General features: G+C 35.6%; 15 protein-coding genes and 2 pseudogenes. 4 read left to right on the top strand and 13 right to left on the bottom strand.

Annotated elements, in window-relative coordinates; all coding sequences use genetic code 11:
* The first annotated feature begins 170 nt into the window (after positions 1-170).
* Complete coding sequence (locus BW724_RS04315) at positions 171-1,382, top strand: DUF5050 domain-containing protein (protein ID WP_088073896.1); 1,212 nt, start codon at positions 171-173, stop codon at positions 1,380-1,382.
* Positions 1,383-1,538: 156 nt separating this feature from the next.
* On the opposite strand, the gene BW724_RS04310 is transcribed toward BW724_RS04315, so the two are convergent.
* The 9 genes and pseudogenes from BW724_RS04310 to BW724_RS04270 all read right to left on the bottom strand — a co-directional run bounded on the left by BW724_RS04310 (position 1,539) and on the right by BW724_RS04270 (position 9,786).
* A complete protein-coding gene (locus BW724_RS04310) occupies positions 1,539-1,874 on the bottom strand; it encodes a hypothetical protein (RefSeq protein ID WP_088073895.1) in 336 nt (111 codons plus the stop codon).
* A complete protein-coding gene (locus BW724_RS04305) occupies positions 1,871-2,257 on the bottom strand; it encodes a hypothetical protein (RefSeq protein ID WP_088073894.1) in 387 nt (128 codons plus the stop codon). Before BW724_RS04305 ends, BW724_RS04310 begins: the two co-directional genes overlap by 4 nt.
* Positions 2,258-2,344: 87 nt before the next feature.
* Positions 2,345-2,791, bottom strand: coding sequence for a hypothetical protein (locus BW724_RS04300; protein ID WP_088073892.1), 447 nt, complete (start codon positions 2,789-2,791; stop codon positions 2,345-2,347).
* Between the two features lie 517 nt (positions 2,792-3,308).
* Complete coding sequence (locus BW724_RS04295) at positions 3,309-4,508, bottom strand: iron-containing alcohol dehydrogenase (protein ID WP_088073890.1); 1,200 nt, start codon at positions 4,506-4,508, stop codon at positions 3,309-3,311.
* Between the two features lie 16 nt (positions 4,509-4,524).
* Positions 4,525-5,052: pseudogene (locus BW724_RS04290) on the bottom strand (N-acyl homoserine lactonase family protein); the annotation flags it as partial.
* A 270-nt stretch (positions 5,053-5,322) separates the two neighbouring features.
* Positions 5,323-6,783, bottom strand: a pseudogene (locus BW724_RS04285) (IS1182 family transposase); the annotation flags it as partial.
* A gap of 472 nt (positions 6,784-7,255) precedes the next feature.
* Complete coding sequence (locus BW724_RS04280) at positions 7,256-7,672, bottom strand: hypothetical protein (RefSeq protein ID WP_088073886.1); 417 nt, start codon at positions 7,670-7,672, stop codon at positions 7,256-7,258.
* A 5-nt stretch (positions 7,673-7,677) separates the two neighbouring features.
* Positions 7,678-9,540, bottom strand: coding sequence for a T7SS effector LXG polymorphic toxin (locus BW724_RS04275; protein ID WP_088073884.1), 1,863 nt, complete (start codon positions 9,538-9,540; stop codon positions 7,678-7,680).
* Positions 9,541-9,555: 15 nt separating this feature from the next.
* Complete coding sequence (locus BW724_RS04270) at positions 9,556-9,786, bottom strand: superinfection immunity protein (RefSeq protein WP_088073882.1); 231 nt, start codon at positions 9,784-9,786, stop codon at positions 9,556-9,558.
* A 750-nt stretch (positions 9,787-10,536) separates the two neighbouring features.
* On the opposite strand from BW724_RS04270, the gene BW724_RS04260 reads away from it, so the two are divergent.
* The gene (locus BW724_RS04260; protein ID WP_088073879.1) at positions 10,537-11,052 is read left to right on the top strand and encodes an RNA polymerase sigma factor; all 516 of its coding nucleotides are present in this window, start codon (positions 10,537-10,539) and stop codon (positions 11,050-11,052) included.
* Entirely contained in the window at positions 11,033-12,235 is a 1,203-nt protein-coding gene (locus BW724_RS04255; RefSeq protein WP_088073877.1) for a hypothetical protein, read from the top strand. Before BW724_RS04260 ends, BW724_RS04255 begins: the two co-directional genes overlap by 20 nt.
* A gap of 255 nt (positions 12,236-12,490) precedes the next feature.
* On the opposite strand, the gene BW724_RS04250 is transcribed toward BW724_RS04255, so the two are convergent.
* The 4 genes from BW724_RS04250 to BW724_RS04235 form a co-directional block, all read right to left on the bottom strand.
* The gene (locus BW724_RS04250; RefSeq protein ID WP_088073875.1) at positions 12,491-13,492 is read right to left on the bottom strand and encodes a phosphotransferase; all 1,002 of its coding nucleotides are present in this window, start codon (positions 13,490-13,492) and stop codon (positions 12,491-12,493) included.
* A 215-nt stretch (positions 13,493-13,707) separates the two neighbouring features.
* Entirely contained in the window at positions 13,708-14,673 is a 966-nt protein-coding gene (locus BW724_RS04245; protein WP_088073873.1) for a conserved phage C-terminal domain-containing protein, read from the bottom strand.
* Between the two features lie 558 nt (positions 14,674-15,231).
* Positions 15,232-17,766, bottom strand: coding sequence for an NB-ARC domain-containing protein (locus BW724_RS04240; protein WP_088073871.1), 2,535 nt, complete (start codon positions 17,764-17,766; stop codon positions 15,232-15,234).
* 155 nt (positions 17,767-17,921) lie between these two features.
* On the bottom strand, positions 17,922-18,656 hold the full coding sequence (locus BW724_RS04235; RefSeq protein ID WP_235848892.1) for a restriction endonuclease: 735 nt from the start codon (positions 18,654-18,656) through the stop codon (positions 17,922-17,924).
* Positions 18,657-19,045: 389 nt separating this feature from the next.
* Between BW724_RS04235 and BW724_RS04230 the strand changes: the two genes are divergently transcribed.
* Positions 19,046-20,506, top strand: a 1,461-nt coding sequence (locus BW724_RS04230) for an IS1182 family transposase (protein ID WP_205160360.1), incomplete at its 3' end; no start/stop codon positions are given.

The following is a 20,506-nucleotide window of genomic DNA, read 5'->3' as shown; positions in this document are numbered from 1 at the left end:
ACTTGTAAAATCTGAATTTTACACCAGTTAAATTATATCACAGTATTTCCCACCCTTAACTCCTTGCCTCAAAGCAAATATAATCCTTTTGGATAATAGGTGGACTGCAAAAAATAACATAAAATTAAACTCAGAGTGTAAAAACTAAATACATTTTTTGGGGTGAAAATGTGAAAAGGATTGTATTAATATCCATAATGATAGGTAGCATGTTATTCGTCGCAGGGTGTGCAGATGCCATTAAGGAGCTGCGTGGATTACTTGGTGATCTCGAACAGTTAGCTGAGGAGGACGAACAGGAAAATGAAACCTCAAACGTTGCTTCTCCAGAACCGGAAACTGAAACAGAAGTTGAAATGGACGTGGAAGCAGAAGAGGAGGAAGCTTCAGAACTAGAAAGTGAAGAAGTCAATGTAGAGGAAAATGGTGAGGAAGATACGGAACAAGAAGGAGAAGCTGGGTACGACCCATCAAATGAAGCAGGTAATTTTTCGTTTGTTGATGACAGGGGAAAAAGCGGGAATATAAGTACTCAGGGAGGTTTGCACGACCTCGTAGATAACTGGGTTTATTTTGCGAACCGCGAACATAACAATTATTTGTATAAAATTAAAATGGATGGCAGTGGGTTGACGCAGTTAACGGATCATGCAGTCCGTAACATCAATGTTTTAGGAGATTGGATTTATTATTTAGAGCTAAGTAATGCAACAGACCATATAGACATTAAATCCTTTAATAAAATTACAAAGGATGGCAGCAGCATAGAGACTATCATACCAGAAGCCAATGCGGTTACACAGGTGCATAGCTCTAGTGATGACATCTACTTTGTTTACAATAATCAAATAACCCGTATGACCCAAGATGGTGAGATGACAACTTTACCTTATTTAGCATCTGATATGAGCATTTCAGAGGAAAGAATTGTGTATTACGGATATGATGACGTCAATGATTTAGAAGGATACTTCTTGGGAGATATTCACGGGACACCAGGTGAAATGATTCACCCGGAAGGGAACGGTTACTATACATTAGTAGGGAATGCTCTATTTTTTACACGCGGAAATGGAGAGGAAGGATTATTTAAACTGAATGTGGATGGGGGCGAGCCCTTTATCATCATAGACGATTTCATTGATTACTTTAATGTGGATACGAGTTATGTCTATTACTCCACTGCCGAATCGGAAGCGACAAGGGAAAACCGCCGAACTGATCGCAATGGAAATAATAACGTCAAAATGAGCTACGTGACCAATTCCATTAATATATTTGATAACTACATTATGGGAGAATTCATGAGGCAAGGCTACTATTCCCTTTATTTCACTAACAAGAGAACAGGCGAAATAACCGAAATCGAAGTGACACAGTAAACACAGGGACGGTTCTTGCGTTTACACCATCGCAAGAACCGCCCCTGCCTTTTTCATTTACCGATCTAGGGCAAGGCCTGGCGTAGGGGCAGGCTTGCCAAAATAGTACCCTTGGAAAATGAAGAAGCGAACAGTACAAGGCACTGTCCGCTTCTGCTACATTACATTCCCTTTTTCCGATGAAACTCCAAAATTCATATTACCTTTTGCAATCTTATCAAGGTGCCACCACCATTGCTCATGTGGAATACCATTTTTATCAGATAAACTAAAGTCATATACTTCACTCATGTGTTCAACAATATCTTTTGCATTTGAAATTAATTTTAAGTCATACTCACCAAGCAAAACCTTTTCATTAAAATCTAATTGATCTTGTATAGTATGAATCCTACTCCTATCATGAAGCATACGGAGGCTTTCAAAGGGACTGGAATCCACGTCAATAACGTCATTACCATAATTAAGAATGTCTTGTTTAAATTCACTCACGTCAACACATCCTTCACTTTACCAAGATAAGTATAACCTGGATTATTTTTAAAATAATTCTGTGGATTTCCTACCATTGCTGTCTCCATAATACCATCTTCACTAACAATAACAATCCATTTCCCATCATCAAATGTAAAATATCTTTTTCTATAATTACTTAAGACATATAAATGTACATCATTATTGATATTAAACATTATATTCATTATTAGTTTATTATAATCATATATGGTCCAATCACTTGGAATCTCTTTTCTACTTTTCCTCTTGCTTAAATGACTTTCCCCCCAATGGCGAAAATAATTCTTCTTCCACACTACACCTGTTTGATTATATTCGTATAAAATAATTTGAATAATACTTTTTAAAGAAGGATCCATTGACATCCCATCCTAAGTATTCATTTGCGACTCAGTATTTGAATAAACATTAAATAGTTTTAAAGTAGTTTCAAAGATAATTTACTTTTACTTAATCAACTTTAAATAATATCCCTTTTTTAAAATTAAATTATTGATTCCATTCTTATCAAATTCCTCATAATATTTTGCTGATATATCAGACATCTCACGAAGATATTCTTCATGATTATCGTACTCATCGTGGTTAATTAAATCCCTTTTCGCTAATCTATCAGCCAACTCATCCCAAAAAACTTCATTTTCATATCGATCAATTATTGCAAACATTTCTTGTTCATATTCGAACGTAGGAGAGGCTTCACCTGGATGAAACTCGTTATCAAATAATTCTCCATGACCAAACTCCTCAGCGCGTAAACTAATATATTCAAGCATTGCTTTATACTCTTTGTTCACATTAATACCTGTTGCTATTGCATTTGCTGTCCATTCTCCTAAAAAAACCAGATCTAGTAAATGTTTATATTGCTTTTTGGTGAAATTAATAACCATTCTCCAATCCTCCTTATTAAGATCATTTAAGTTAAGATGTTATTAGAAAAGTAGACATACAATTTCTTTCATATAACAATCACCTCACAGTACAATTGTATTTTTACATATGCTATGTTACGGAACATTGATGATTATCAGTTGATTTGTCATGGACGATAGGATACTTAAGTGGGAAAATCAACAAGAACAAAAACGGAGTGATATATGGATGGATGATGTATAAAATGTAATCTCTTTAAATTCAATAAATGGAAAGGAAGTATGGGTATTAATTAGGAAATAGATGTTATAGAGAGAGGTGAAAAAAATGATGATAACGTAGAAGTTTGTCAGATACTAACTACCTGAATTATATTCTTCACTACACTTCCAGTCAAGTTGTTTTAAAAGAATAAACACAGGTAAACGCAGGGACGGTTCTTGCGTTTACACCATCGCAAGAACCGCCCCATTATTCACCACAGTCTCCGTATATTCCGTTTATTCAGTAATCTAAAATCTACCTCCATTTATATTAACTCTTTACTATCTTCTTGTGTTTTTCTACTACTTCTCCTGTAAACGCTGCTTCATATATGCGATAGATATCATCCTTTTCTAAGGGCATCGGACTTCGAGCTAAGAGCCTTTTTTGCTTAACTCCATCCTCTGTTAGACGATCGATCGCCCTCTCAGGAATATCAAAGCCTTGGAGTGTATTAGGAATTCCTACATCTTTCACTAACCGCTGAAGCTCTTCCACACATTTATAGGAAGCATCTTCATCAGATAAGAAGGCCTTATTTCCACCCAATGCCTCTAAAATATCAGCCATTCGTTTTTCACAGCTCCTGCGAATATATCCCATGACATAAGGTAGAAGAACGGCATTCGATTCTCCATGAGAGACATGAAATTGTCCTCCAAGTGGATATGCTAAGGCATGGACACCTGCAACCCCTGCATTAAAGAAAGCTAAACCTGCGATATAACTCCCTTCCATCATCTCAATACGTGCCTGCTTATCACTGCCATTTTCGACTGCACGTCTTAACGACTTCCCTATTAAACGGATTGCTTGCAGCGCCAACGCGTCCGAGGTTGGACTAGCATTGACGGAAACATATGCCTCAACAGCATGAGTTAAGGCATCGACACCTGTTGCAGCTGTAACCTTCGCCGGAACAGTAACCGTAAGCTCAGGGTCAACAATGGCCGTATCAGCTAGAAGGAAATCATGTGTGACAACATCCTTTGTGCTTTCTAATGATAAGACTGATATATTCGTTACTTCTGAACCTGTACCCGCTGTCGTTGGAATCAGGATTTTCGGAAGACCTTTATGCAGGAGAGGTTCTGTTCCCGTGAGATTAAGATATGTTGAAACACTCCCATCATGAACAGAAAGAACCGCTGTAAGTTTGGCTAAATCTAATGCGCTTCCCCCTCCAATCCCAATAATCAGGTCAAACTTATTTATCCTTGTATAAGCAACAAGTTTTTCCCCGACTGCAAGAGGTGGTTCAGGTTCGATATCATCATAGATAGATACGGAAAAGCCCGCTTCCTCTAACGGAGATATAATGTTCTTAACTATCCCTAACTCTGCTAGAACGGGATCAGTAACCACAAGGATCTTCTCCGGTTGATGCTTCTCTACTTCAGGTAATAACTGATTTAAAGCCCCCCAGCCAACATAACTTAATGGAGTAAAAACAAGTTTCGAAAACGCCATATATAGACCCTCCTGATTATTCGTAATATCCCTCCGTTGATTTTCGGAAATTCTTAAATTGTTCAGAATCATGTCCAAACCACACCTGAGAGTTCGTCTCTTTTGCTAATTTACGTATTCTCTCAACAGTGTTGGAATATCCAATAGAATCATAGATAATTCCAGGAGGTTTAATTGGCGGTCCAAAACTCTCTGCAGTATAGATGGCATCAGAAGCTAAGATAATTCCACCTGTTTCAGGCATCTGGACATGGAGACCTAGCATTCCCCATGCATGACCACTCCCAAAATTTAATACGGAAATTCCTTCAGCAAGCTCTAATTTATCTTCACTCCGCTTGACTGTTTGCCACTGTAAATTATTTTTTATCCACGCATCGATATCCGCCCACACATAAGCTCCTTCTTTTTGGTTTCTTGCATAGGACTGAAGGGTACCATTTAACTCATCCTCATGAACAATAATCGTCGCGTTCGTAAACATCTCCAAACAACCCGCATGATCAAGATGAAGATGGGAAGCCACGACAAACTTAATATCCTTTTCCTCTGTTACCTCTATTTTACTTCTGTGGCACGCCTTATTCAACGCATCTGTACTCAGAACATTCTGTATTTGTCGAAATGCTATTTCATTCTGAGCTATAATAGGGCAAACAGGGACTGTCGGAACCAGTGATAAAGTCACTATATTTTTCACCAATTTAAGCTTTTTTCTCTTTTTTTAGAGCCAGAAAGAGAATTCCTCTTCAATTTACCATATATATGGTAGTGCAGAGGGTATTTGCACTAGTATTCCTCTCTTTTATTAGGGTACTAGTGCTGCTATTCGCTTTATATTAGCTGCTATTGCAGTTAATTTTGATTGTTTGGACACACTTAATCGCCCATATCCTCTAGCTCGGTATAGGCCATTGAATCTCTTTACTTCTCCAATCTTCCCTTCAATTGAAGCTCTCTCTTTATATTTCTCTATGAATTCTTCCGTCTTTTGATACTGAGAAATATCGTAAAACTCAGCTGTATTTTTACCGAGTTTCAGAATTTTTCTTGCTGCTTTCCCAGCACACTCATCATGTAAAGGACAAGTCTTGCATTGATTGATTTCAAAATAATATTTGTATCCTTCAAATGTCCCATTCTTATTGCTAGTCTTGAAATATTTCTTTTTTTCAGTTGCATTTCCATAAGAACATTGCCACTCATCTGCATCTTTATTATAGGTATACTTGCTTTCATCAATTCTGTAAATAAGAGGGCTGACAGGTATGTATGGTGTTATTTTTAGTTCTTCCAGTTCATCTAAGAGAGGTTTTCTAAAATAAGCTTTATCTGCGAATACTTCTTTTATGTTAATACCTGACTTCTTTGTTGCTTTTAGCATACTGCTTAAATGATTACCATCCATATAAGAACCACTTTCTGTTCGAACGGAAGTGATGATTCTTTCTTTAGTTGTCATTGTAAACTCTGTTTTATACCCATAAAAACTCTGTGTTCTACTTTTACGACCAACTCTCGCATCTTCATCAATTAGGGAACGAAGACCTTTTTGGTTTAAAAACTTTGGATCATCTAAAATCTCCTTTGCTTTTTTTATTGAGTCTGATGTTTTACTAATTTGAGTTTGTGCTGAGTCCTCAACCTTGTCTATCACTGATAATAAGTAGTCTTTCATCACCATTTTTGCTTCATTGTGGTCTTCTATTTCTTTATAATCTGGCACCTCAGGTGCCCCTTCTAACACTTCTCCTGCTTCTTCCTCGTAATTTTTCATAATTTTTCTTGCTAAATGTTTCATAATCCGTTCAGGTGTTTTCTTAATCGTGTTTGCCTCAATATGAGTTACATCTACACTTACTCCATCACTTTCAATTAGACCGTGTTCTACACACTGTCTAACAGTCTCTTCTAATATTTCGTCCAAAGTTTCTTCGCCAACACGACGAGTCCGAAACTTTGAATACAGACTTTTATCTGGTAATTTATCTTCTGGATTTAATCCTAGAAAATATAAAAATACTAGATTAAGATTCCCCTCTGTCTCCATTCTTTCATCAGAAAGGTTATAAAGATGTTGTAGAAAAAGGATTTTACACATCATTTCTGGTTCTTTAGCGGGACGGCCAAAGTTCTTACAATACGAATCAGCTAGTAAATCATTGATAAAACTAAAATCGACTACTTTTGATGCCTTTTTTAACATATGATTTTCAGGTATTTTATTGTATAATTCAGAGTGAAAGCTTAATTGTTTTGGCTCATGTCGAAGCATAGTAAAAACCCCCTTTGGTTTGTGTTTGGTCACACTTATTATACCATTTAGGGGGTTTTTATTGTTCATAATTCCTATTATTTATATCGTTTTAGTAAGAATTTTTCGTTTTGTATATATTTAGGTCAAAAACTTCTTATTTCTCCATTATTACTAGACTTTTTCACTGGTTCCGGACTGTCCCTTTTGACTGAAACTCTTTCTACCGTTCAAACCTAATTTGAATATTCAGTCCTTTGTAAACGCAAGAACCGTCCCTGCGTTTATAACTTCTTTGTGAACGTAAGAATCGCCCATACGTTTACAAAATATAGGATAAAACTTGATGGTTTAGATAGCTTATTTGGTTAACACTTGAACGGACCTTCGGTCCTTTGTAAACACAAGAACCGTCCCTGCGTTTACCTGCGTTTAGAAAAGAAACCTTAGAGCGTGCGCATCAAGGTTTCCTTCAAAGTCAGCTTTTTTTTAGTTATCTATTTTCTGTAATTTTTTGTACTCTTGGTTCGTAAGCAGCAATTACATCTAATATTGAGTCACTTGCAATAAAGCAAAAATGCAATAACTGTTGCGAGTCTGATATACCATACGACTGTTCAGAAATCCATTGAATATATTCAGAATTTTTCACTTTAAAAAATGTCCAGTTTGAATAAAATTCTGTGCCATAACTCTCATCTATACTATTCATCATCTTTAGATTAAAGCTCTCATCAGTACTTCTATATGCATGTACTGAGTCTTTAAATAACACTTCAACCTTATTATTCTCATCATTATCATCAGAAAGAATAATTTGAAAACAATTAATACTATCTGTGATAGAGTTAATATAATATTTTCTAGATAAACCCTTAGTAGGTTCATATCTCTCCCATCTTTCATTCAATTTATTCACTCCCCGTAACGTATTTTAATTGAATTTTTACCATCGAATATCTCTAGTGTTGGTCTACCATCTGAACTCTTATTTCTCACATTAACTGTTCTTCCATCTGGTAATGTGCCAACCCTACCATTAGGTATCTCTCTAATATTAGTAACACCCATATTATTAAAATCATCCATTGCTTGATTATACCCACCTGATTTATCATATTGTGTTGCTCTTCCTTTAGTTGCTCTACCTGGAGTAGCCTCCTTTAATATATCATCTACAGTTTTACCCTTAGTCGTCCTCCCCGTAGGACTATCAACCTTCGTCAAGTCTCTCGTAGCAGTATGAGATTTCGAACCAAATAGGGAATTTCTCGCTAATTTATATCCTTTTGATCCAGCTTTGACTAATCCACCACCAATTATCGCTAGTCCAGCTACACCCCTTTCCCAGTTTTCAAGCTCATAACCAGTAATGTAGTCCTTACCAGTGATAGCTTCAGCCCCGCCCTTAAAATTACCAATTAATGGCACAAAATCCATTGCAGTTGAGAGAACTTGTCTTGGATTCTCCAAAAAGTCGTATTTACTCAGGACCTCTGACTTCGCTTGAGTAGCGGCCACAGGCCCGAAAATCTTCACATATCGCCAAGATTTCTCGTACCATTTTAAATCGGGATCTTTCATAGTTTCAATGACTGTCTTCGCCTGCCCAAGTAGATATTCATCACTTAGAAAATTAAAAAGCAATTGTTTAGCTTCTTGTTGTTTGCGTACTCGATTTTCCTGTTGTTTCTCCTGAAACCAGTGAACCGGTTTCATTATCGTCTGATCCAACGCCTGCTTAAATACTAAGTTTAAAATATCTGTGTTTAAAACGTGGTATGCATTTCCAAATCCATTTTGATTTAACGAGACTAATGACTCTTCAGTGGAATAGTATTTCCCCTCTAAATACGCACCATCCAAGCTGTTAAAAGGCAGTTTCGCAGGTTTCGATGCATCTGCTAAAGCTAATCCCTTTAGCATCCACGGAATTGGAGCCTTAATCACTAACCCCTTTATGTAGAGAAATACCCTCATCAATACCCCAGTACTTAGGACATTTGCCACACTTCCTATTTTTTGCCCGTTCATGATCTGAATCGGCAAGATCGAAAATTTATCGTCGATTAGCCATCTCGATAATTCTCTAAATCTCGCTAAATCAATTTTGCTAGAGGAGAGATTTTTCCCCTTCATCAACTCTTTCATTAAAACCATGAGCTGCTTTTCAAACCAGTCGCTACTTCTAACTTTACTTCGGCCGCCACTCTTTTTCAACAGCGACTCAATTTTTGCAATAGACGATTGCGCACTTGAAATATCCCTCTTCCCGACACTCGTAAACGAATCTAGCCTCTTCCTCGTTTTGACAACGCCCCCTTGAGCGTCATTCGCACGTTCTGGCACAGGCGTAAGACTTGGCGCGCTGACGGAACTGATGTCCGAAATACTACGAATGATTCGGTTGATCTCATCTGCCTGTCCCTCTAATTGTTCATACCGCTTCTCCAACTCTAGCTCCTGGTCCATCAAATAATTGCTTTCAAGCCTCGCCGATGAACTAGCATCTACACTTTCAGAAAAAGCGTTTAGGTGTTGCTGGAGATTTTGTTCTAGGGTTCGGAAGAGTGTTTCAAACTCATCCAAGATCACCCCATGATATTGGGAAAAATAAAGTTTAGCAGCTTCCGCCGTTTTCCCTTGAAAGTCCTTCATCTTACTAATTTGACTAATGTTTTTCCTTATCGCATGGATTCCCTCTATGATTTGATCCGTTTCACGCTTCTGCATGTCATAAAATGACTTCACCTCAGAAATGTCCACCCTATTACCCAAACCGTGCCCTCCCTCCTATCGCAAAGCTTTCAATTGATTAATGCCATGATCTTTTCTTAATGCCCAGAACAACAAGATCACCCACCCAATACCAGTCCCAGCAAATAGAAAGTTTAATATAGCAATGATTACGCGACTGGACTTTTGATTCCTAAATGCGATTATTGTAGGTAACCAATAAGCAATTACTCCAATAGTAAATAACGCCAACCCAAACAGAATCTCGTAAAAACTATAGTTATCCACCTACTCATCTCCTCAATATATAATTAAATTGACCTATGAATGGCACTGAAACACCAGAAAACTATCAATTATTTCCATTTCATTAATAATAAGATTTCTACGAGGAAAAAACAGCGTAATTTGGTACTAATTACCACTAGTAGTTTTTGACTATTTTTCTAGTAAACACAGGGGTGGTTCTTGCATTTACAACATCGCAAGAACCACCCCATCATTCACCACAGTATCCGTATGTTCAGCAAGCCAGAACCTGCTTCCATTACTCCTTCTTCCATTCTATTTCTGCGTAACTCCCTTCTAAGGTAATTACTGTCTAAGGACGAGTTAAACCTCGTCATAAATATGCTTTGTCATTTATAATCGAGAGAAACAGAAGAATCTATTTCGAAGGTCAGGGCCTACAAGAACGATTAACAATACAATCTAGCAATATGAAGGTAAAGGAATGGTTTATATGCAAACAATCGAAACCCTAAAAAAGAGATTGCAACACAACAAACTTCTCGTACAAAGAGAAGATGGGTACCTGGAAGAGGAACGTTTTGCCTTTCTCTCCCCCGCCATCACTCCAAACCTTCTATATATGCATCAAATGATATTTTCGCCCGTCGCCGTTATGCAAATCAGAACCGTCCCCATTGACCGACTCCCTTAACAAGCCCCCTGCCCTTCAAAAATTTTTAATACATATAATGCAACCGTTTTTCAGGTCGTTCGACTATTTTAGTGACAAGAGAGAGAGGTGAGGGAATGACGTGGGAGGAATTATATTTAAAGTACAGTGACGGAGTTTATCATTATCTTTTATTGATGGTCGGAAATGTGGAGGTAGCGGAAGATTTAACGCATGATACGTTTCTTAGGGTGAAGCAATCACTGAAAGGTTTTCGCGGAGATGCCTCCTATTATACATGGGTGATCTCCATTGCTAGGAATGTCTTATACGATTACTGGCGTCGGAAACAAAAAATTCGCTTTTTGCCAATCACAGAATCACCATCATTACACGACATGGACACACCTGAAGAGATCTACCAACGGGGCGAGAGCGTCAAAGAGTTATATGATGGGATAAAAAAATTGAAGGTAAGCTATCAAGAGGTGTTGGTATTAAGGATGATTCAGGAGCTTTCCGTTAAGGAGACGGCAGAGGTGCTGAACTGTTCTGAAAGTAAAGTGAAGTCTACGACATTTCGAGCCATGAAAGCTTTAAAGGGAGTTTTAGAAACGGAGAGGGTGATGAATAGTGAAGAAAAATTCTCGTAATCATTCGTTTAGTAGTATTGATTTTTCTGGACTAAAAGAAACAAGCCGATCCCCAGAACAAAAACGGCGAACGCTGGAAAAATTAAAGGTAACAGAGAAGGAAAATAAAGTGATCACATATCCATATTATATTGCAACAGCGGCGGTTGCAGCGATTCTATTCTTATTATTCATTCCGCAGTGGGGGATCATTGGTGGGGACGGAAATCAAAACACAAATGCCACGGGAATGTCTGAAACTGAAGAATTAATTGATGACAGTGGCGAAGGTGTAGATGCCGAGATTAACCAAGATGAATTAGTAGCAACTAACGATGATGAATATATTGGGATGCAATGGTACAACGAACCGGGAAATATATATATACAAGGGGCTGATCTCGATAGGAATGACGAGCAGGTAGATCAATTGATTCAACAGATTGAACTGGCTGAAAAAGAAGAGGTTGATTTAATATTAAAGTTGGAAATGGAGTATTTCCGTAATGAATTCAATCAAAATCAAGAAAACTATTATCTTTATTTTGACCGTTTCGTTGGTGAAGAAAGGGTATTTTCAACTGTATTCTTCTTAGTGGGTGAGCAGGAAATAATCATAGAGGACAGCTATGATCATAATACGGATATTTATAAAGTGAAAGCTCACGATGCAGAGGAAATTTTCCGGACAGCTGGCATGGTTCTAGAACAGGAACGTGAACAGAAAATGATGGCTGATCAGATTTTAATAGAAGCTTGTGTTTGGGATCATCCTAATAGAGAATATTTGATTACGATGGATCGGAAAGATACCACCCTTCCATTCCCATGTATCCAGCCAATTTTCGAGGATTCTACCGTTTCCCTTTACCGTAATCCAAAAGATGAAATGGATATTTCTTATTTTGAAATGGTAAGAGATGGGTATGCCGCGCTACTGGGATTAAGTATTGATATTGGCGTAACTGACAGGTCAATTGGACGGGGTAAGTTTATTGAAGTCATTAAAACGACTAATGATTACACAATCACTTCAGCGAAGGACTCTCATGCAGAAAAAGGTTATGAAATCATTGTGAGGGGAGAACTTGAAGATGGTGTGGAATATAAAGTTGCAGTGACGGATTGGAAGGAACAGCACAGCATAGAAGAATTAATCCATATATTGGAGAATGATGTTCTGCCTGATTTACTGAATTGGTGATAGTGTGAGAATTTCCTTTTGGTTAAAAATAGAGTGATAATACAATAGAAGGTCGCCAGTTTTGTCACCAAATAAAAATAGAACCCCTCATTTCCTGCAATCTAGTTAACCACTTGATTGCAGGAATCGGGGTACTCAATCAGATCGATAATTTAATAGTTTATTCCCCATCATTATGCCTATCAATACTTCAATTTTGTAATTTCCGAACTCACGGTTCTTGTGTTTTTGGAAACAAAAGAACCGTCCCCGAGTTTACTGAAGGAAGTCTGTCAATTGATGTAACACTTCTTCCGTACCAGCCGCTTTTTCAATTTGCTCTTTCAACACTGCAGCATCATCAATACCATCAAGATATCTTCCTAAAAAGTGGAGAAACACATCCAATCTTCTTAATTGAACAAGGATGGGTAAAGACTTTAATTCAGCATCCGTTAATTTTATGGTTGAGGATAAGCCCTTGAAAAAATGTTGGACTTTCTCCAAATTAAATTCTCTTTTATCTCCATTAAATAAAATGTCAGACACACATACAGCCACTTCCATCACCCGCAAATCCCAAGTCGTAAATTCAAAATCAAGGATGGCAGTGATCCTCTTATCATGTCCAACTAGTACATTGGAGGCATTTAAATCTCCATGTATTATTTGATGTAGCAATGCCTTAAGATGGGGAACGTATTTATGAAAACTCATTACTTGTTCTGCAATCCAATGAAGCTCCTTTTTCCACTCCGCAAATGCTTCTGGTGGGTTGTTGCACCAACTCACAACCTCAGTTAGAGGACAATTAGGATGGGCATGCTCGATCTCATAATAGGGTTGATAAATAAATGGCTGATCCACTTCAATTTTACTAAGGGCATGCATTAAATTCCCAGTACTTGCTCCAAAGGAAACTAGCTCCTCTGATGTTTCAAAGTCAGGATTCTCTCCTTCAATATGATGATAAACACAACCAATTTTTCCAGAAGACAAACGATATAAAGTTTCCCCATCTCGAACAACAGGTAATGGCACTTTAAAAGGCATGTCTGGAACATCCTGCAACTTTAGTAAAAAATCATGCTCTAATTTTACTTTTCCTTCGTCCCTATGTGTTTCATAGATACGTACTATGTATTTTTTCTCTTCCCTTTTCAGGTAACAGGTTGTATTGTTGTAACCACTCTTTCCCTCATAGATCTGGCCAAACTGCTTATCATCGAAAAAATAATGTAGCAGTTCTTGAATTTCATTATCCCTATTCCGATTCATGACAACTTCCCCTTCTTTTTTATCATAAAAAGTATGTGTAATACTTATCAGTATGGAGTATCTTATATCATTCTACTCTGAAATAACTTTGTGGCAAATAGAGATAGAATGAAAACTAATTCGGATAGAGAAAGATAGTTGTTTAGTAAGGGGCTAGTAACGCTTGCTAAGGAATTATCCTTTGTCTAAATAACTAAATGATGGCCTTATACACCTCACCCCTGTCCCCCGCCATCACCTAAACCTGCTATGTATGCATCAAACGATGTTTTCGCCGGTCGCTTCGATTCATTTAAATAGTTTTCAAAGTTATCTCCAAATAAAGTACTTGGGCGGAGATATTTATTCATGTAATCGTCGAATAACCAATCTGCAGCCTTTCTATCAATAACCGTAAAAAAGTCATGACGACGATACCCTTCCTTCCATCTGCTTCGAATAAGGTCTTGTGTTGTTTTAGATGTTGGTAGGAAGTTCTTGAATGTCCTTTTATTTAAATAAGAGATGATTACATTGATCTCATCTATATCTTCTTTTTTCTCTGTTGTAATATTTGTTATATTCTCTGGTATTGTGCCGACCGTTTTGTCACTGACACCGACCATATTATCCGTGAGAGCGACCAATTTGTCCGTGGAATTTACATTTTTTCCAACCTCTTTGGGAAAACTCGTGTGTTTCGTTTCAGCATTAGCAAACTGATTTTTCCCTACAATGCCATTCTCCCCTTCATCAATCAATGGCTTAGAATGAGGTTCAGGCTTAGAAAAAAATTGAGTCAGATTCACCTTGTATCCAGCCAATTCAAAGCCAAGCTTCCCTAGATCATGATGAATTTTCACGAGATTCACCCTATATTGTTTCGTATTATCCCTGTTGTGGATAGGATTATCTCTCTCTTGCAGCCAACCTCCAGCTACTAGTTTACGTAAATAAGTGCGCATCGTTCTAGCGTCGCAATTCATGAGGGTTTCCTCCGAAAGCTGTTCCCCTTTCTTATAGATCCACCCATGGTCCGTTGGTGAGTTGATGTCTTGCCACCTTCCCTTTTCCTCTTTAATGAATGTATGATAATCATTCACTCGCTCTGACCAATAAATCATTTGATTTAATGGCAAGGCCAAACGATAATCACCAGTCAAGGCCACCAACTCTTCCTTCACCACAGCCCGCTTCAGCATCGCACCCAACCTCACTTGTGTGTATTTTTAATGTATTCCCTACTAATTTGAATATATAGCTTTAGACGAAAAAAAGTGTTCGATTTCATTCCCAAAATCGAACACTTTTTGACAGTTTGTTAAGTTTAAGGGTGGATGGTAGGTTAGGTTAATTACTGAACAAATAGACACATATGGTAAAATTTATAAAAAATTATTTGTTACAACTTGGTTAGTAGTGTTCGCAACATTATATGATAATGCAGAGGATTACAACTTGATCTTATATTAAAAGATGGTGATTATATTAATTCTAGAATAAATGAGTAAAGGTGCTTGATGAGAAATCTGCACTTCTAAAAAGCAATCATCTGACCCTCAGTTGGAATTAGAAAATAATGTGCCCTGCTCCATTAAAATAGACAAGACAAAGCTCCCTCTTCTCTACCAAACCATAAAAAACTGACATATGACACATTCTAGGTAAAAAAACTAGACCTTAGTCTTATTAATTGTAATTTAGAACTAGGAAGCAGCATAATAATAGTCATGAAAACTTGAAAGAATTTATAGTTTATTCTACTTTCTTATAATCTGTCTATATTGCGAAATATCTCTATCAATTCTACGCATATTTTGTTCAATACTTTCTCTTTTTTGCCTAAATACTTTTGAATAACTAGGTGAAATTATTTGTTTTTTGAACCTTTCTTTAAGAGCTAAAATAATCTCTATATCTCCGTTAGTTTTAAGGTGACATTCCATTCTAATTAAAAGAGATTCTAAATAAAATATAAATAATCTAATATTGGTACTGATAAAATATTCTTCAAAATTCTCTAGGGTTTTTAATGCTTCTTCTGGACTATCTATTTTCAAATATCTTGATGTATATAACTTTAATTGCGCTTTTGAAAAGTTATTTACTTTTGCTGGGTATAATTGTGCAATTTTTTTACATTCATTAATATAAGTTATACATTTTATACTTGATCTTCCAGATAGTTCTCCTAATTGCTTTACGTATAGTTTAAATTTTTCTACAATTAGCTCTTCGTCCTCTATTAATAGTTTTTCCGCACGTTCAAATTTTTGTAAATAGGTAAGTAGTCTAATAGCAAGTCTTCTATTCGAAACATTAACATCGTTATTTTTTAATAAAAGAATTCTAATCTCTAATTGTTCAAAAAAGTTATATAAATCAGTTTGCCTAATATTAGTTTCTTTTCTTTCAATAATTTTTTTATTAATCTTTAATAATGAATCTAACATAATTTTAACTATTTGATTTTGATCACTTTTAAACCTATTATCTTTTAATTCATTACTAAGCTTATCTAACAAGGAAAAACTATTTAACACTTCAATATCAGAAGCTCTCCTATAATAATTTATTAAATTTCTTAATGTAGGGAGGCAGAAAAAAGCTTGAAGTAAATACTTCTTATCAGAGCTATTTTTATATTTAGATATATATAATTGGGATAATAATTTTCCTAAAGAAATCTCTTCTTGAAACTGTAGTTCATTTATATGATTTTTTAATTTCACAACTCTCTCATTCCATGCGGATTTTTTCAATTTAAAAACATTGAAAATATCTTCAGAAAAATTCCCATCTAAATAATTAATAAATAATTCATTGGCATAATAACGATCTGTATCAGGTATAGATTGTAAAAATCCAATATTAACCAATATAGTTGCCCTTAAGTTCTCATCTCCTAGAGAGTTTAATTCTAATTCTTCCCTTAGATACGTTAAAAATTCTTCATTTACTTCACTCAAATTAGTTTCTGAACATAAGTAGCATATGATTGAAAGAAAGATTTGAGACGATGCACTTAAACTCTCAATTGTATTTTCAAAACAAAACTCTACAAATTCATCTAATTGATTATGCAATGCTTGAGATTCATATGTATATTGTGTTTGAAATTCGACTCTTAAATCCATTGCTTTTTTCCTCGTTGACTTTAAAGTATTACAGAAAGTAATTATTAGTCCTGGGTTCCCATTGGTATAGCTTTGGATCCATTCCCAATCAATGTCTTTAACTTGTTTTTCCTTAATTATTTCACTTCCTATATGTTCATTAATCAATGCCTTAGTCTTAACTAAGTCAAATTGGTTTAGTGGAAATTTTACTTCTCTATCACCAAGACCATATCTACTAGTTATTATTAACCTTGATGGTTTGGTAAAATTACTAGTAAAAATCTGTGAAATTGTAGCGAATTCTGACAAGTTACTTTTTACTATTTCAGTCTCTAAATTATCTAGTATTAATAATGACTTTTTTGAAAACATTTCGTTCCACACTTTTTTTTCTACTTGATTAAATTCAAGATCTTCTATCTCCATCCCCATGCAATTTGCTAACTTATATATCAAATCATTATGATTACTTATAACTTTTTCAAATCTTCTAATTGTCCCATGTTCAAAAACAGTATTTTTAAAGCTCATAAAATAAATCCTTTCAAAAGGCTGCTCCGGAGAAAAAACATAATCTTCAATTAACTGTAATACTAATGCTGTTTTTCCAAGACCACCATGACCTACAATGGACACTGGCATTGGAATTTTCAATTCATTTTTAAGCTTTCTAAGTTCGGGATTCCTTCCTATTAACTTTTCAAAATTTTTCCCTATTGGATATTCTATATGTACACTTGGCACTGTAAAATTATTAATATCTTCAGATTTAAATCTATTCCAACTATTTGTTAAAGAATTTTCATCCAATGAAGATACAATCTCATCACACATTAATTTAATATCTTGTACATCAATTGTATTAATAGTTCTGGAGTGCATGATACTATTACGATATTTAATAAGAGGGGTTACGTTAATCTTTTCAATTTCATTATACTTCTTCTTTTTAAAGTTTTTACTTTTAATGATATCAATCAACTCTCCTAAGTGAGAGTATTTAAGTAAAACTTCAAGGTTATCAATTTGACTTTCATCGTTATTACTTGCAGATTGTACTAAGTTATTTCTTAACGAATTATTGAGTGATTCTATCATTCCATAATCATTGACATATTTCCTCAGTAAATTTTCTAAGAAGAAAATGAGTTTGTACCCATCAACATTCAAAATCATTTCCAACACCCCTACTTTTCTTAATTTTAATACTGCCTTGCTTCTTCCTCCTAAACATTATATCCCTCTAATTAACTTCAGCCACAAGTGCCTGAACCCGTTCGTATTTGGGACAAGTATCATTTCAGGTTTTTTCATAAAAAACATACTAACACCTAACTTATATTTTCCTTATACCTGCATTTAGGAAAACTCTTACAACCATAAAACTCACCTCTACTACTTTTCCTCTTGATTAATACATCACCACATCGTTTACATATAAGCTTTATTTCACCAACGTCTTCCGCTTCCTTTGTTGATGCAACCAAATGAGTAGGTTCCTCACCGTTTAATTCCAGTATCATTTTCATTAATTCTTCTCTTTCAATAAGTTTTACTTTGTTTGATCGAGCTAGTTCCATTGCAGCAGCTGTAAACTCACTATTAGTAACCACCCAAGCTTCTTTAGCTCTATAATGTGCTACTGCCGATACCGCTTCTTGTATAGCCTTTATTCCAACCCTATTTTTATAACGTTTGGCTTGAACAATAATTCTTGATTCTTTCTTTGATAAGACTAAATCCGCTCCGAAATCACCTGTGGTCTTAGTTTCATCTACTCTATATCCTTGTTGCTGGAAAAATAGTTTTAAATAATACTCAAATTGAATACCAGTCATTTGGTCTATTTCTTCTATTTTTGATCGTTTTACGCTCTGTTTATATTTTGCTTTTCTATAAAATAAAAATATAAATGCACTAACAAAACCAACTCCACCAATAATTAATGATAGTTTAACGTCACTTGTAATCAAATATGCAACGATAAATAAGCCAACACTAGAGACCTTCACAACAGCATCGACAAACTCTTCTTCTCTCTTAGCTGCACTTTTTCTTTTAGCCACAAATTTGCACCTCTCTTTCTAAATTATAGATTTATACTATAAATTCGACACAATATGATCCAATCCTTCAATATTTTGGAATCAAAAATGCAATTATTCAAAAGCCTGTTCTAGTAAAAAACACACAAAAAAGAGTGTGTTTATGACTTAGAGTCAATGCACACTGTTACGAAAAACCATGCCTAAGTACAATACAGGGTCAATAGGAACCGTCCGGAACCAGTGAAAAAGTCTAGTAATAATGGAGAAACAAGAAGTTTTTGACCTAAATATATACAAAACGAAATATTCTTACTAAAACGATCGAAATAATAGGAATTATGAACAATAAAAACCCCCTAAATGGTATAATAAGTGTGACCAAACACAAACCAAAGGGGGTTTTTACTATGCTTCGACATGAGCCAAAACAATTAAGCTTTCACTCTGAATTATACAATAAAATACCTGAAAATCATATGTTAAAAAAGGCTTCGAAAGTAGTCGATTTTAGTTTTATCAATGATTTACTAGCTGATTCGTATTGTAAGAACTTTGGCCGTCCCGCTAAAGAACCAGAAATGATGTGTAAAATCCTTTTTCTACAACATCTTTATAACCTTTCTGATGAAAGAATGGAGACAGAGGGGAATCATAATCTAGTATTTTTATATTTTCTAGGATTAAATCCAGAAGATAAATTACCAGATAAAAGTCTGTATTCAAAGTTTCGGACTCGTCGTGTTGGCGAAGAAACTTTGGACGAAATATTAGAAGAGACTGTTAGACAGTGTGTAGAACACGGTCTAATTGAAAGTGATGGAGTAAGTGTAGATGTAACTCATATTGAGGCAAACACGATTAAGAAAACACCTGAACGAATTATGAAACATTTAGCAAGAAAAATTATAAAAAATTACGAGGAAGAAGCAGGGGAAGTGTTAGAAGGGGCACCTGAGGTGCCAGATTATAAAGAAATAGAAGACCACAATGAAGCAAAAATGGTGATGAAAGACTACTTAGTATCAGTGATAGACATGGTTGAGGACTCAGCTCAAACTCAAATTAGTAAAACATCAGACTCAATAAAAAAAGCAAAGGAGATTTTAGATGATCCAAAGTTTTTAAACCAAAAAGGTCTTCGTTCCCTAATTGATGAAGATGCGAGAGTTGGTCGTAAAAGTAGAACACAGAGTTTTTATGGGTTTAAAACAGAGTTTACAATGACAACTAAAGAAAGAATCATTACTTCCGTTCGAACAGAAAGTGGTTCTTATATGGATGGTAATCATTTAAGCAGTATGCTAAAAGCAACAAAGAAGTCAGGTATTAACATAAAAGAAGTATTCGCAGATAAAGCTTATTTTAGAAAACCTCTCTTAGATGAACTGGAAGAACTAAAAATAACACCATACATACCTGTCAGCCCTCTTATTTACAGAATTGATGAAAGCAAGTATACCTATAATAAAGATGCAGATGAGTGGCAATGTTCTTATGGAAATGCAACTGAAAAAAAGAAATATTTCAAGACTAGCAATAAGAATGGGACATTTGAAGGATACAAATATTATTTTGAAATCAATCAATGCAAGACTTGTCCTTTACATGATGAGTGTGCTGGGAAAGCAGCAAGAAAAATTCTGAAACTCGGTAAAAATACAGCTGAGTTTTACGATATTTCTCAGTATCAAAAGACGGAAGAATTCATAGAGAAATATAAAGAGAGAGCTTCAATTGAAGGGAAGATTGGAGAAGTAAAGAGATTCAATGGCCTATACCGAGCTAGAGGATATGGGCGATTAAGTGTGTCCAAACAATCAAAATTAACTGCAATAGCAGCTAATATAAAGCGAATAGCAGCACTAGTA

The organism is Litchfieldia alkalitelluris, assembly GCF_002153425.1.
Classification (GTDB): domain Bacteria; phylum Bacillota; class Bacilli; order Bacillales; family Salisediminibacteriaceae; genus Evansella; species Evansella alkalicola.
The sequence above is the reverse complement of the archived record's forward strand: the minus strand, read 5'-3'. Positions and strand labels throughout refer to the sequence as shown.